The 14,269-nt window shown below is 63.5% G+C and carries 11 protein-coding genes; 7 read left to right on the top strand and 4 right to left on the bottom strand.

Annotated features, from left to right (window positions below; translation table 11 throughout):
- Positions 1-19 precede the first annotated feature (19 nt).
- On the top strand, positions 20-1,357 hold the full coding sequence (locus NKJ90_RS08460; RefSeq protein ID WP_023758026.1) for an MATE family efflux transporter: 1,338 nt from the start codon (positions 20-22) through the stop codon (positions 1,355-1,357).
- 540 nt (positions 1,358-1,897) lie between these two features.
- Here NKJ90_RS08460 and NKJ90_RS08455 read toward each other — a convergent pair.
- Together NKJ90_RS08455 and NKJ90_RS08450 are read right to left on the bottom strand one after the other, a co-directional pair.
- Positions 1,898-2,974, bottom strand: a complete 1,077-nt coding sequence (locus NKJ90_RS08455) for a quinone-dependent dihydroorotate dehydrogenase (RefSeq protein ID WP_023758024.1) — start codon at positions 2,972-2,974, stop codon at positions 1,898-1,900.
- Positions 2,971-3,321, bottom strand: a complete 351-nt coding sequence (locus tag NKJ90_RS08450) for a DUF952 domain-containing protein (protein WP_023758023.1) — start codon at positions 3,319-3,321, stop codon at positions 2,971-2,973. Before NKJ90_RS08450 ends, NKJ90_RS08455 begins: the two co-directional genes overlap by 4 nt.
- 107 nt (positions 3,322-3,428) lie before the next feature.
- Between NKJ90_RS08450 and NKJ90_RS08445 the strand changes: the two genes are divergently transcribed.
- The gene (locus tag NKJ90_RS08445) at positions 3,429-3,857 is read left to right on the top strand and encodes a hypothetical protein (protein ID WP_023758022.1); all 429 of its coding nucleotides are present in this window, start codon (positions 3,429-3,431) and stop codon (positions 3,855-3,857) included.
- A 142-nt stretch (positions 3,858-3,999) separates the two neighbouring features.
- Positions 4,000-4,659, top strand: coding sequence for a response regulator transcription factor (locus NKJ90_RS08440; protein WP_023758021.1), 660 nt, complete (start codon positions 4,000-4,002; stop codon positions 4,657-4,659).
- A 115-nt stretch (positions 4,660-4,774) separates the two neighbouring features.
- Here NKJ90_RS08440 and NKJ90_RS08435 read toward each other — a convergent pair whose 3' ends face one another.
- Positions 4,775-8,284, bottom strand: coding sequence for a PAS domain-containing hybrid sensor histidine kinase/response regulator (locus tag NKJ90_RS08435; RefSeq protein WP_352485914.1), 3,510 nt, complete (start codon positions 8,282-8,284; stop codon positions 4,775-4,777).
- A 339-nt stretch (positions 8,285-8,623) separates the two neighbouring features.
- Here NKJ90_RS08435 and mscL point away from each other — a divergent pair, with 339 nt between their 5' ends.
- Both mscL and NKJ90_RS08425 read left to right on the top strand, forming a co-directional pair.
- Positions 8,624-9,046, top strand: coding sequence for a large conductance mechanosensitive channel protein MscL (mscL, locus tag NKJ90_RS08430; RefSeq protein WP_023758019.1), 423 nt, complete (start codon positions 8,624-8,626; stop codon positions 9,044-9,046).
- Positions 9,047-9,157: 111 nt separating this feature from the next.
- A complete protein-coding gene (locus tag NKJ90_RS08425; protein ID WP_023758018.1) occupies positions 9,158-10,324 on the top strand; it encodes a pyridoxal phosphate-dependent aminotransferase in 1,167 nt (388 codons plus the stop codon).
- A gap of 48 nt (positions 10,325-10,372) precedes the next feature.
- On the opposite strand, the gene hemA is transcribed toward NKJ90_RS08425, so the two are convergent.
- Complete coding sequence (hemA, locus tag NKJ90_RS08420) at positions 10,373-11,650, bottom strand: 5-aminolevulinate synthase (protein ID WP_023758017.1); 1,278 nt, start codon at positions 11,648-11,650, stop codon at positions 10,373-10,375.
- 267 nt (positions 11,651-11,917) lie between these two features.
- Between hemA and galE the strand changes: the two genes are divergently transcribed.
- Together galE and NKJ90_RS08410 are read left to right on the top strand one after the other, a co-directional pair.
- A complete protein-coding gene (galE, locus tag NKJ90_RS08415) occupies positions 11,918-12,913 on the top strand; it encodes a UDP-glucose 4-epimerase GalE (RefSeq protein ID WP_023758016.1) in 996 nt (331 codons plus the stop codon).
- A gap of 105 nt (positions 12,914-13,018) precedes the next feature.
- Complete coding sequence (locus NKJ90_RS08410; protein WP_352485913.1) at positions 13,019-14,269, top strand: D-amino acid dehydrogenase; 1,251 nt, start codon at positions 13,019-13,021, stop codon at positions 14,267-14,269.

Raw genomic sequence — 14,269 nt, 5'->3', positions numbered from 1 at the left:
ATCAGCAAAGCAGCAATCCTTGGACAAGGGTGTAATCCCAGCCGACGCCAGATACTTTGTCGTCACCAACCGTTCCGTGCTGGCCATCGCGGTGCCGATGACGCTCGCCTATCTGACGACGCCGATGCTCGGCCTGGTCGACACGGCTGTCGTCGGACAGTTCGGCGACGCCGCCTTGCTCGGCGGCCTGGCGGCCGGCGCGCTTATCTTCGACGTTGTCTTCACCACATTCAATTTCCTGCGCTCGGGCACCACTGGCCTTGTCGCCCAGGCTTTCGGCCGCGGCGATGCCCTGGAGGAACAGGCGGTGTTCTGGCGCGCCGTGCTGATCGCGGTTGTCGCCGGCATAGTGCTCGCGGCACTTGCGCCCCTGGTCGCCATTGCCGGGCAGAAATTCATGGGCGCCGAACCGCGCGTCAGCGAGGCGATGGGCGTCTACATCAGGATCAGGCTGCTCGCCGCACCGTTCTCGCTGATCAACTACGCCATCCTTGGCTATGTGCTGGGGCGCGGCGAGGGTGGGCTCGGGCTGATGTTGCAACTGGTGCTGAACGGCATCAACATCGCGCTCTGCTTCCTGCTCGGCCTGGAACTCGGCTGGGGCGTCGTCGGCGTCGCCTGGGCGACCGTGACCGGTGAGTTCCTTGCCATGCTGCTCGGCCTGGCGATCGTCATCCGCCGGTTCCGGGCGGCCCCGCCCTTGCCGCGCCATCGCCTGCTCGACATGGCTGCCTTTGTGCGCATGCTGTCGCTCAACCGCGACATCATGATCCGTTCGTTCTCGCTGCTCGCCGCCTTCGCACTGTTCACCCGCCAAGGCGCGCAGTTCGGTACGGTGACGCTGGCCGCCAACGCCGTGCTGATGAATTTCTTTCTCGTTGCCGGCTACTTTCTCGATGGCTTTGCCACCGCCGCCGAACAGCTGGCCGGTCGTGCCGTCGGCGCGCGTGCCGCCGCGCCCTTCCGCCAGGCGGTGCGGCTGACCCTGTTCTGGGGGTTTGGGCTGGCGGGTGCCGCGACCCTGGTGCTGCTGTTTGGCGGCGCCGGTCTGGTTGCTCTTGTGACGACATCGGAGGAAGTCCGTTCGATGGCCGACATCTACCTGCCGTGGGCGGCATTCACCGCGCTGAGCGGTGTGCTGGCGTTCCAGATGGATGGCGTGTTCATTGGCGCGACCTGGTCGCGCGACATGCGCAACATGATGCTGCTGTCGTTCCTCGTTTTCGCGGCCGCGCTGCTGACGCTCGCGCCTACCTTCGGCAACAATGGACTTTGGGCGGCGTTGCACGTTTTCCTGCTCGCACGCGGCTTCAGCCTGCTGACGATCCTGCGGCTCAGGGTGCGAACCGCGTTTTAGACAGTGTCCCCGGAAGGGCCTGCGCCGTCCAGAGCTCCGAACCCCAGGTCAGCAATGGCCTGGCGGCAGCCAGTTCGGCGGTGTCGGCAACTTTTGTGCCGGTAGCTTTTTGCGATAGGAATTTTTTCTTGATTTCGTGCCCTCAGCTATGGTACATATTCGTCCATGGTGCTGATTTGCGCCAGTGACCCGCCGCTCAGGCGGGTTTTTCGTTTAATGCTCCGTCAGCCTACGCGCCGGCGAAGGCTCCGAAGGAACCCGTTAACCCGAATTCGTTGCCCTGCTGCGCCGTCGGGTGAACTTGCATTTCCAGTCGACTTCCAACAGACTTGATGCACCAATTGTTCCAGGGTGAGCTTATGCGAAGCTACCTGCCATATGTCTTGGGCGCGGCGCTGGGATTGCTCTCTGCGTTCATTCTCTCCGCGGTTTCTGGCATCGGAGGAACCGCACAGTTGCTTCTCTTCGGGGTTTTGCCTGCCATCGGCGGCACCATCTGCGAGCGGGCCGTCAGTCGCAATCTACGCTCCTGAGAGCAGTTCAGAGTTGCTTGGACGCCCAGAAGTCGAGGCGGCTGTCGCGCAACTCGCAAATCGACTTCAGCCGTTCCGTCTCGGCAAATCGCACCATTCCGGCGACGATCCGGCCCGGCAGTGCCGACCCGGCGTAGATCATGCTGGTGTAGAGCTGGACGAGATCGGCGCCAGCCCGGATCTTTTCCAGTGCCGTGTCGGTGGAATCGACGCCGCCGACACCGATGATGGCAAGCTCCGGCCCGAGCAGTTTGCGCATCCTGGCCAGAACGATGGTCGAGCGATCGAACAAGGGCTTGCCCGAGAGCCCGCCGGTCTCACGCGCGGCGTTGCCGCTGCGCAGCGCCGGCCGGGAGATTGTGGTGTTGGAGACGATGACACCGTCGATCCGTTTCTCGGTGACCTCGGCGGCGATGTCCTCCAACTCCGCCTCGAGCAGATCCGGGGCGATCTTGAGGAACACCGGCGGCTGGGCTGTTGCCGCGGCGCGCGCTGCCATGACCCGCGACAAGAGCTCACCAAGCTGCTCGCGCGCCTGCATATTGCGCAGGCCCGGCGTGTTGGGCGAGGAGATGTTGACGGTGAGATAGCTGGCGTATCGCGCGAAACGGGCAACACCGCGCTCATAGTCACTGACGCGGTCGGTGCTGTCCTTGTTGGCACCGATGTTGACGCCGACGATGCCGCCACGCCCCTTGCGTGCGGCAAGGCGTTTTTCAGCCGCTGCATGGCCTTCATTGTTGAAGCCCAGCCGGTTGATCACCGCTTCGTCCGCCGTCAGCCGGAAAATGCGCGGCTTCGAATTGCCGGCCTGCGGCAGCGGCGTGATCGTGCCGACCTCGACAAAGCCGAAGCCCAGGCCAAGCAGCGCGTCGGGCACCTCGGCATTCTTGTCGTAGCCGGCGGCCATGCCAAGCGGGTTGGGGAAATCGAGGCCGCAAAGGCTGACCTTCAGCTGGGCATCACGCGTAGCCGATGCCCCAACCGGCAGACCGCATCGCAGCGCCGCGATCGACAGGCCATGCGCGGTTTCCGGATCGAAGGCGAACAGCAGCTTCTGGCCAAGCCGGTCGAGCACGCTCATTGCCCCTCCAGTGCCGGGAACTGGTGCACGCCATCGGCACCAAGCGGCAGCGGTCGCACCCAAAGCACGGCTTTCAGGTCCAGCACGCCATAGAGATGCGGAAACAGCGCGCCGCCGCGCGAGACCTCGTATTTCAAAGCAGCACCCAGGCTAGCGCCGTCGATGGCGACCAGCAGAAGGTCGGTCTGGCCGGCAAAGTGCTTTGCAGCCGTTTCCTTGACCTGCGCTGCCGTGGAGAAATGGATGAAGCCGTCGGCGACATCGATCGGCGCGCCGGTGAAGCGGCCATTTGTTTCGGCCTCGCGCCAAGGCGCTCGCGGGGTTATCTTGTAGATAATCTGAGACATGGTTGCGCTATAGTCCGAACCAGCCACGCGGGAAAGGCCACGCCAAGGGTCTTCCCCATTTCCGGCGCAAACATGCGATATTTCAGGCCTTGGCCATGGAGGACAACATGCGTCTGCAGCACATCTTGATCCCCGCCGCGCTCGTTTCGCTGGTCGCGGCTTCAGCTTATTCGGAAGAAACCGACCGCTATCGACTGGAAAAGTCTGATAACGGCTATGTCCGGATGGATACGCAGACCGGCGCCATGTCGATCTGCGAGGAACGGTCCGGCCAGCTCGTCTGCAAGATGGCGGCCGACGAACGCGCCGCTTTCCAGGACGAGGTCGACCGCTTGCAGACCTCGATGAAGGCGATGGACGAGCGCGTCACCAAGCTCGAGAATTCGCTCTCCGCCCGCCTCGAATCGAAACTGCCGAGCGAGGAGGATTTCAACAAGACGATGAGCTACATGGAACGCTTCCTGCGCGGCTTCATGGGCATCGTCAAGGATATGGACAAGGACAACGGCACCCAGCTCAATTCGCAGAAGACCTGAGCATCGCTGTAGCATTTTGATTTCAGCAGGGGAAACGCGACGCGCTGGCTTTGCCGCTTGAAAACAGCGCGCCGCCCCTCATAATCGTTCAACTGATCCCGAAAAAGGCCAAAAAATCATCGTGGGATTCGGGGAGGGACATTTGCCGGCAGGCTATTCTTTCGTCATCGCCGACGATCATCCACTGTTTCGCGGTGCGCTGCGCGAAGCGCTCGCCGGCATCGGCAATGTCGCCGCCATCCACGAGGCCGGCGATTTCGAGAGCGCCAAGGCGCTGGTCGTGGCCAACGAGGATGTCGATCTGGTGCTGCTCGACCTGTCGATGCCGGGCGCCAGCGGCCTCTCCGGCCTCATCTCGCTGCGTGGTATCCATCCGGCGGTGCCACTCGTCGTGGTGTCGGCGCACGACGATCCGGCGACCATCAGGCGGGCGCTCGATCTCGGCGCTTCCGGCTTCATCTCCAAATCGGCCAGCATGGAAGAGATTCGTAGCGCCGTACAGTCGGTGCTTGCCGGCGATATTGCAGCACCCGTCGGGGTCGATCTCGGCGTCGAGCGGGATCCCGAAATATCAGACCTGATCAAGCGGCTGCAGGCGCTGACGCCGCAGCAGACCCGCGTGCTCGGCATGCTGGCCGAGGGCCTGCTCAACAAGCAGATCGCCTACGAACTCGGCGTCTCCGAGGCCACCATCAAGGCGCATGTCTCGGCCATCCTGCAGAAGCTCGGCGTCGACAGCCGCACCCAGGCGGTGATCCTCCTGTCAAAGATCGGCAGCGACCCGCTGCAGCCGACGAGCTGATCGCCAGGGCGCCCTGTTCGATCAGAATACTATTCAATCAGAGTACTGAACCTCGGTCCGCCCGATCGGTCGCGCGTTGGAACTCGCGGAACTGATGGCCGCCCGCCTTTTGACGCTATTCGGCCGCCGATGCCAGCCGCCTGACCCTAGCCATCATCGAGCGCAGCACCGCAGGTTTCAGCGGCTTGTTGATCACCGGAATCTCAAGCCCGCCCGCGGCAGTGCGCACCTCGTTGGAACGGTCGGCGGTGACCAGCACGGCCGTCAGGTCATCGCCATGGATCGCGCGCAGTCTGGCGATGATATCGAGACCGGTTTCGCCGTCGAGATGGTAGTCGGCAAGGACGATGTCCGGGCGGGGCATCGCAGAACTCTCCAGATCCTTTGAGCCGGACACCGTATCGACATTGCAGCCCCAGCCTTCGAGCAGGAGCCGCATGCCGTCGAGGATGCGGGCGTCGTTATCGATGCACAGCACGTGCAACCCGGCCAGCGAAGCCGTCGCGCGGGCAGGAGCCCTGGTTTCGATTTCGCGTCGCGGCTCCTGCACGGCCGCCACCGGCAGGATGACGGAAAAGCGCGTGCCCTTGCCGGGATTGGAAAAGATCCGGATCTCCAGGCGCAATACCCGGGCGATGCGGTCGACGATGGAGAGGCCGAGGCCGAGGCCCTCGGCTTCGCGCGCGCCTTCGTCGAGCCGGGTGAATTCGCGAAAGACGGTGTTCAGCTTGTCGCCGGCGATGCCGATGCCGGTGTCGACCACCTGGATCTCGGCCAGTTCGCCGCGCCGCCTGACGCCGACCAGCACACGGCCGTGGCGCGTGTATTTGATGGCGTTGGAGACGAGGTTCTGGATCAGGCGGCGCAAAAGGTTACGGTCCGTGGTCACGGTCAGCGATGACGGCATGATCGTCAGCTCGAGCTTCTTTTCGGCGGCGAGCGGCCGAAAGTCGTTGCCGATCTGGCGCAGCAATCCATCGAGGTTGAAGGCGCTATCGTCCGGCTTCATCGCGCCGGCGTCGAGGCGGGAGATGTCGAGCACGGCGCCAAGGATGGTCTCGACCGATTCCAGCGAGGATTCGATGTTGACCGCCGCCTTGCCGGCAGGCCCCTTGCCGGCTTTCTCGATCAGCGATGAGCAATAGAGCCGTGCGGCGTTCAATGGCTGCAGGATGTCGTGGCCAGCGGCGGCGAGGAAGCGCGTCTTGCCGAGATTGGCCTCCTCGGCCAGCATCTGCGCCTGCGCCAGCTCCTCGTTGACCCGAGTCAACTCCTCGTTGACCCGCGTCAGCTCCATGGTGCGGGTCTTGACGCGCTGCTCCAGCGATTCATTGGCCCGCTTCAGCGCCAGATCCTGTTCGACGCGTCCGGAAATGTCGGCATAGGTCGCGACTATGCCGCCGTCCGGCATTGGGTTGGAGCGCAGCTCCAGGATGCGGCCGCTGGTCTTCAGCTCCATCTGCCAGGGGCTGACGAAACTGGTCAGCCGGTTGAGCATGGCCACGCGCTGGTCGGCAGGGATGTCGCCGCGCTCGGCAAGATGGCGCAGGATGCGGTCGAGCGAGACGCCGACCTGGCCCATCTCGTCGGGCAGGTCGAAAAGCGCCCGGTACTGCCGGTTCCAGCAGATCAGGCGGAAGTCCCGATCGAAGACTGTGATGCCTTGCTCCATCTGGTCGAGCGCAATCTGAAGCAGGTCGCGATTGTGCTGCAGCGCCTCGGTGGCGTCGTCGAGCAAGCGAAAGGCATCCTTGGATTCGCGGTCGTGGCGTCGAAACAGCAGCGACAGGATCAGCCGTGCCGAGGAGGAACCGACGGCGCTGGCCAGCAGTTGCTCGGAAAAGCGGATGACGTCCATGCTCGCCTGCTCGTTGCCGTGCAGCGAAGTGCCGTTGGTCCTTTCGAACGACTGGAAGGAGCGCTCGGTGCGCTCGACGCCGAGATAGCGCCCGATCGTATCCTTGAGGTCGTTGACGGTGATGGCGGTGCGGAAGCGGCGCAGGCTGGGCATCGGACCGGCATCGCGAGGCACGAAGATCGACGCCTGGATGCGTTCCAGCGGAACCGATGCGCGCGAGAGGGAACCCAGCACGAAGAACACCGCGTTGATCGACAGGCTCCACAATACGCCGTGGTTCAGCGGTTCGGCGACGGTGCCGAACAGGGCCTGCGGCCGTAACGCCTCGAAGCCAAACAGCCCGTGCACGATGATGCCGGTATCGGATGCGGCAAGCGATGGAAACAGCAGCGTGTAGCCCCAGGCGAGGATGCCGGCGACCATGCCCAGCGCCGCACCCCGGCCATTGGCGCCGCGCCAGATCAGCCCGCCGATCAGCGCCGGCGCGAACTGGGCGATGGCCGCGAACGACATCAGGCCGATCGACGACAGGCGCACGCTGTTGGTGCTCTCGCGATAGTAGAGGAAGGCGATGAACAGCAGGATGAAGATCGCCCCGCGCCGCACGTTGAGGATGAGCGTCGACCAATCTTCGTTCTCGGAGGTCGATGTCTTGAGCAGGCGGCGCACGAACAGCGGAATGACGAGGTCGTTGGAAATCATGATCGACAGCGCCACGCTCTCGACGATCACCATAGCGGTTGCCGCCGACAGCCCGCCGATAAAGGCCGCCATCGCCAGCACGTCATGGCCGCTGAACAAGGGCAGCGACAGCACGTAGAGATCGCTGCTGGTCCCCGTGCCGACCAGCGACAGGCCAGCAAAGGCGATCGGCAGCACGAACAGATTGATCGCTACGAGGTAGAGCGGAAACACCCATGTCGCGGTGCGCAATTCGGCCTCGCCACGGTTCTCGACGATGGTGACGTAGAACTGCCGCGGCAGCATGACGATGGCAAAGCCGCTCAGGCAAGTCAGCACCAGCCAGGTGGCCAGCGAGGTGTTGTAGCTCATCGCCTGCCGAACCTGCACATTCTGGGCAAGCTTGGCGAACATATCGCCCGGGCCGCCGAAGATCAGGAAGGTGACCATCAGGCCGATCGCCAGGAAAGCGGCAAGCTTGACCACGGTTTCCACCGCAACCGCCAGCACCAGCCCGTCCTGGTGTTCAGTGGCGTCGGCGTGGCGTGTGCCGAACAGCACCGCAAACAGCGCCAGCAGCATGGCGACGACCAGCGAGATGTCGCTGACGAAGGGATCGAAGGAGGGCGGCGATCCCGTATAGTGCTCGACCATCAGGCTGACCGAACCGGAGATCGCCTTCAACTGCAGCGCGATATAGGGCACCGCGCCGATGGTGGCGATCAGCGTGGCGATCGCAGCGACAGTAAAACTCTTGCCGTAGCGGGCGCCGAGGAAGTCGGCGATCGAGGTGATCTTCTCGGTCTTGGCCAGCCGGACGATGCGGTTGAGCAGCGGAAAGCCGAACACGAACACCAGCACCGGGCCGGTATAGATGCCGAGGAATTCGAGGCCGCGTTCGGAGGAGAGGCCGACCGAGCCGAAGAATGTCCACGACGTGCAGTAGATCGCCAGACTGAGCGCATAGATGAAGGGCCGGGCCCGGCTTGGCTCGGAAATGGCCGAGCGGCGGTCGCCCAGGCTGGCGATGGCGAACAGCAGCGTCACATAGGCGATCGCGATGATGACGATGAACAAGCCCTGCACGCCGGCAATATCCTCCTTGTGCCGAATTTCAACCCGGCTTGCCCAGACGCAATCACAGCTTGGCTTCCGAGTCCATCACGGCTTTGGATGCATGAAGGCTGTGATTTCCGATGCATGTCGACCAAGAAGCGCAGCAGTTTTGGGCAACGGCATGCGCAAGAACAAGAGGCCCAAAGCGCGGCGTGACGCGCTTTACCGGACGGCCGTCGGGGAAGGAGAAACCGGTTGCTTCCTGCTTTTTGCCGATGTTGCAACCGGAGGTTTTTGTTATGTTCGTCCTCGGGTCGATGCCTGAGGACGGGAAACGGCAGCTCGGCCGGTCATGACAAGGAGGGTCGAATGCTGAAAGAGTTCCAGGAATTCATTTCCAAGGGCAATGTGATGGACCTTGCGGTCGGCGTCATCATCGGCGCGGCCTTTGGCAAGATCGTCGATTCCCTCGTCAACGACATCATCATGCCGATCGTCGGCGCGATTTTCGGCGGCCTGGACTTCAACAACTATTTCCTGGGGCTCTCCTCGGCCGTCAACGCCACCTCGCTGGCAGACGCTAAAAAGCAAGGCGCTGTTTTCGCGTATGGCAGCTTCATAACCGTAGCGTTGAACTTCCTTATCCTCGCCTTCATCATCTTCCTGATGGTCAAGGCGGTGAACAACATGCGCAAGCGGCTTGAGCGCGAGAAGCCCGCTGCGCCGGCCGCTGCGCCGCCCGCCGATGTCGCGCTGCTCACCGAAATTCGCGACTTGCTCGCCAGGAGATAGACGGATCAGGCTCTTCTGGACCAAAACCCCGGTCGTTCGCGGCCGGGGTTTTCTGTTTTCGCATCTGCTAAGGAGCGCCGATCAACGCCCGAGATCGGAACGGACCCGCCCATGACCCTGATCGACAGCCTTCACGCCGAAGCCCGCGCCGCGCCCGAAAGCGGCATTGTCGCCGTGGTCAATTACGGCCGCTTGCGCGAGGGCATGATCCCGCTCTGGGCCGGTGAGGGCGACCTGCCGACGCCTCCGTTCATCACCGATGCCGCGTCGAAGGCGCTAGCCGGCGGCGAAACGTTCTACACCTGGCAGAAAGGCATCCCCGATCTCAGGCAGGCGCTTTCCCGCTACTACGCCAGGCATTTCGGCAAAACCTTCCCGGAGGAACAATTCATCGTCACCGGATCCGGCATGCATGCCATCCAGCTGGCGCTCGACGCGCTCGCCGGCGCCGGCGACGAGGTGGTTTATCTGTCACCGGCTTGGCCGAATTTCGACGCCGCCGCGGCGATAGCGGGAGCCATTCCTGTTGCGGTCACGCTGGACCATTCCGGCAATGGCTGGTCCTGCGACGTCGAGAAGATCGCAGCGGCGATCACGCCGCGCACAAAGGCACTGTTCATCAACACGCCGTCCAATCCCACCGGCTGGACCGCCGATCACGAGACCTTGCAGGCAATCCTCGATCTCGCGCGCGCCAAAAATATCTGGATCATCGCCGACGAGATCTATTCGCTGTTCCACTATGGCCCTGGCCGCGCGCCGTCTTTCCTCGACATCGCGACGGCGGAGGATCGCATCCTCTACGTCAACAGTTTTTCCAAGAACTGGGCGATGACCGGCTGGCGTGTCGGCTGGATCAAGACACATCCGTCCCTGCAGCAGGTGTTCGAGAACTTGATCCAGTATTCGAATTCCGGCGTTGCCCAGTTCATGCAGCGCGGCGCGGTTGCGGCCCTTGATGAAGGCGATGCCTTCGTTGCCGAACAGGTAGAGCGGGCGCGCAAGGCGCGCGATCTGGTCTGCGGCATTCTCGGCGCCGCCGGCCGTGCCCGGTTCACCGTGCCGCAAGGTGCGTTCTATCTTTTCTTCACGGTCGACGGCATCACAGATTCACGCACTGCTGCCTTCGACATCGTCGACAAAGCCAATGTCGGCCTGGCTCCCGGCACGGCTTTCGGCCCCGGCGGCGAAGCCTTCCTCAGGCTGTGCTTCCACCGCCGCCTCGACCAGATCGAGGAAGCGGCGCATCGTCTGGCGAATTGGATGAAGACTGTTTGAGCCGTTGACGCAGAAACCCGCGTCAGATGGCCGCCGGAGGAGAGTTTTTCAGCCGCCTGACTTGGGCACCAGCAGCGGAATGATCCGGTCGCTCTTGGCCACGGACGGCCGACCGGCGGAGCCGTAGGGAATGCCGAGCGCGTCCCAGGTCTCGACCAGCGCGTCCTGCAGTTCGGCGATCAGTGCATCGGAGTGGAACGGCGTCGGCGTGATGCGCAGCCGCTCCGTGCCGCGCGGCACGGTCGGGTAGTTGATCGGCTGGATGTAAAGGCCGTGAACGCCGAGCAGGCGGTCGCTGGCCATCTTGCAAAGTTCCGGATCGCCAACCAAGACTGGCACGATGTGGGTCGGCGAGTCCATCACCGGCAGGCCGGCGGCAGAGAGTATCTGCTTGGTCCTCGCGGCCTGCTGCTGCTGGGCGTCGCGCTCGGCCTGCGAGCGCTTGAGATGGCGGATCGACGCGGTCGCGGCAGCCGCGATCGCCGGCGGCAGCGCGGTGGTGAAGATGAAGCCCGGCGCATAGGAGCGTACGGCGTCGATCACTGCACTGGTGCCGGCGATGTAGCCGCCTAGCGTGCCGAATGCCTTGGCCAGCGTGCCTTCGATGATGTCGATGCGGTCGGCCAGGCCTTCGCGCTCGGTGATGCCGCCGCCGCGTGGTCCGTACATGCCGACGGCATGCACTTCGTCGATATAGGTCATGGCGTTGTAGCGCTCGGCGAGCTCGACGATCTGCTTGATTGGCGCGATGTCGCCATCCATCGAATAGACGCTTTCGAAGATAATCAGCTTGGCGCGTTCGCGGCCCGCCGCCTGCAACAGGCTTTCCAGGTGCGCGACGTCATTGTGACGGAAGATCTTCTTCTCGGCGCCCGAGCGCCGTACGCCTTCGATCATCGAGGCGTGGTTCAGTTCGTCCGAGATGATCAGGCAATTGGGCAAAAGCCGCGCGATGGTCGAGATCGAGGCTTCGTTGGAAACGAAGCCGGAGGTGAAGACGAGTGCCGCTTCCTTTTCGTGCAGGTCGGCAAGCTCCAGTTCGAGCTCTACCAGCGGGTTGCTGGTGCCGGAAATGTTGCGGGTGCCGCCGGCGCCCGAGCCCATCCTGCCGGCTGCATCCTGGAACGCGGCGATGACATCGGGATGCTGGCCCATGCCGAGATAATCGTTGGAGCACCAGACGGTGATTTCCTCGGCGCGGCCGTTGGAACGCCAGATGGCGCGCGGAAACTTGCCCGCGATTCGCTCGAGGTCGGCGAAAACGCGGTAGCGACGCTCAGCATGGAGCTGGTCGATCGCTTCCTCGAAGAACCGCTGGTAGTTCATGTCGGCTTCCCAATTTTTGCGCGGGATCATAATCATTGCCCTATTGGTCGTCCACCAGGCCTTTCTGGTCAAAATGCCACGCCCCGGACCTGTTCCTATCGACCACGGATCGTGGCCTATTCCCTTGATGTGGATCAATTTTGTTTCAGGACGATGCCACGTGCAGACAATGCTGGTTACCATGAGTTCTAATGGCCACCAGGCAGGCTTTCCAGTAGGGCGGGGGTTGAGACAGTTTCCGATAAATCTTGAGATGCGAGGTCGCGGATGACAGTTTTGGTAACAGGCGGCGCCGGCTATATCGGCAGCCATATGGTCTGGGAGCTGCTGGATGCCGGCGAGAGCGTGGTCGTTCTCGACCGTCTTTCGACCGGCTTCGAATGGGCGGTAGCGCCGGAGGCAAAGCTGGTGGTTGGCGATGTCGCCGACAGGGAATTGGTCGGCTCGATCATCAGGGAAAACAAGGTCGAAGCGATCATCCATTTCGCCGGTTCCATCGTGGTCCCGGAATCGGTCGCCGATCCGCTTGGCTATTACGAGAACAACACCTGCAAGACGCGCACGCTGATCGAAACCGCGGTGCGCGAGGGCGTGCCCAATTTCATCTTTTCCTCGACCGCGGCCGTCTATGGCGGCGCCGGACTGGAGCCGGTGCGCGAGGATGCCCGCCTGGCGCCGGAATCGCCCTATGGCCTGTCCAAGCTGATGAGCGAATGGATGCTGCGCGACGCGGCGATCGCGCACGGCCTGCGCTATACCGCGCTGCGCTATTTCAACGTCGCCGGCGCCGACCCGAAGGGCCGCACCGGGCAGTCGACGCCGGGCGCCACTCATCTGATCAAGGTCGCCTGCGAGACGGCGCTCGGCAAGCGGCCGTTCATGCAGGTGTTCGGCACCGATTATCCGACGCCGGATGGCACCTGCATGCGCGACTACATCCATGTCAGCGATCTGGCGGCGGCGCACCGCCTGGCCCTTCAGCGGCTGCGCGCCGGCGGACAAAGCCTCGTCGCCAATTGCGGCTATAGCCATGGCTACTCGGTGCTCGAGGTCATCGACAGCGTGCGGCGTGCCTTCGGCCATGATTTCGAGGTGAAGATGGGCGATCGCCGTCCCGGCGACGCCGCGGCGGTGGTTGCCAATTCGGATCTCGCCCGCGCCGAACTCGGCTGGGAGCCGCAACGCGACGACCTCGACCAGATCGTTGCCGACGCGCTCGCCTGGGAGCGCATCCTGACCGGCAAGAACTCCGCTCGGGGCTGAGCCGGGTTCTCGCAAGGGCTCGCAAGGCGGGCAGTGAAGCGCTATTGAAGGCATTCGCGGCACGGCATGGAGGCGCCGCGCCGCGAGGCGCTTTGGGGGGATGGCATGAAAATAACGGTGATCGGGGCCGGTGTCGTCGGTACGGCGGCCGCCTTCTATCTGGCCAGCGACGGCCACGAGGTCACCGTGATCGAGCGCCATGCGGCGCCGGCGCGCGGCACCAGCCAGTCGAACGCCGGCCTGGTGTCTCCGGGGGATGCTACCGCCTGGGCTTCGCCGGCGGCGTTGAAGACATTCCTGCGCGCGCTCTACAACCATGATCTCGGCATCAAGGTCCGACTGCGCTTCGATCCCTATTTCCTCGCCTGGAGCCTGCGCTTCCTGCGCCAGTGCACGAAAGAGCGCCTGCGCGCCAACAGCCGGGTCAAGTTGCGCCTGGCGCTCTATTCGCGCGATTGCATCAACGCCATCTCGGCCGAGACTGGCATCGCCTATGACGAGCGCAAGAAGGGCATCCTCTATTTCTTCCGCTCGCAGCACAGCCTCGACACCGGCACCGACAATTATCGCTATCTGGCCGAGCATGGCCTGCCGATCGAGATCGTCGGCCGCGAGCGGCTGGTCGAGCTTGAACCCGGTCTTGCCGGCGTGAAGGAGAAGATCGCCGGCGGCGTCTATTCGCCGATCGACCAGACCGGCGATTCCCGGCAGTTCGTGGAAAAACTCGCGGCCTATTCAGCCGAAAAACTCGGCGTGAACTTTCTCTACGGAACGACGGTCGAGGGCCTCGCCATCGAGGGCGACCGGGTGAGTGCGGTGATGACTTCGGCCGGACCGGTCACCGGGGATGCCGTGGTCATCTCGATGGGACCGGAAAGTGGCCTGCTCGGCCGCCGCTACGGCATCGACCTGCCTGTCTATCCGGTGAAGGGTTATACTGCGACCATTCCGCTGGAAGACGAGAGCAAAGGGCCGACCATGGGCGGCGCCGACGAGGACCAGTTGATCGCCTATTCCAGGCTTGGCAACCGGCTGCGGCTCGCCTCGACCGCCGAATTCACCGGCTTTGACCGCAGCCATAAGCCCAGCGACTTCGCTGCCATGTTCAGGACCGGCAAGGACCTGTTTCCCGGTGCCTTCGACGAGAAGAAGGCGGAGCTGTGGGCAGGCCTGCGGCCGATGATGCCGAACTCCGTGCCGGTCATCGGCCGGGCGCGCTATAGGAATCTTTATCTCGACACCGGCCACGGCCATGTCGGCTGGACCATGGCCTGCGGTTCGGGAAAATTCCTTGCCGACCTCGTCGCCGGCCGTAAGCCGGAGATCGACCCGCAAGGGCTGGTCTACGGGGGCTAG

The organism is Mesorhizobium sp. M0051 (assembly GCF_040323235.1).
Taxonomy (GTDB): domain Bacteria; phylum Pseudomonadota; class Alphaproteobacteria; order Rhizobiales; family Rhizobiaceae; genus Mesorhizobium.
Note: the sequence above shows the minus strand (reverse complement) of the source record. Positions and strands in the feature narration are given on the sequence as shown.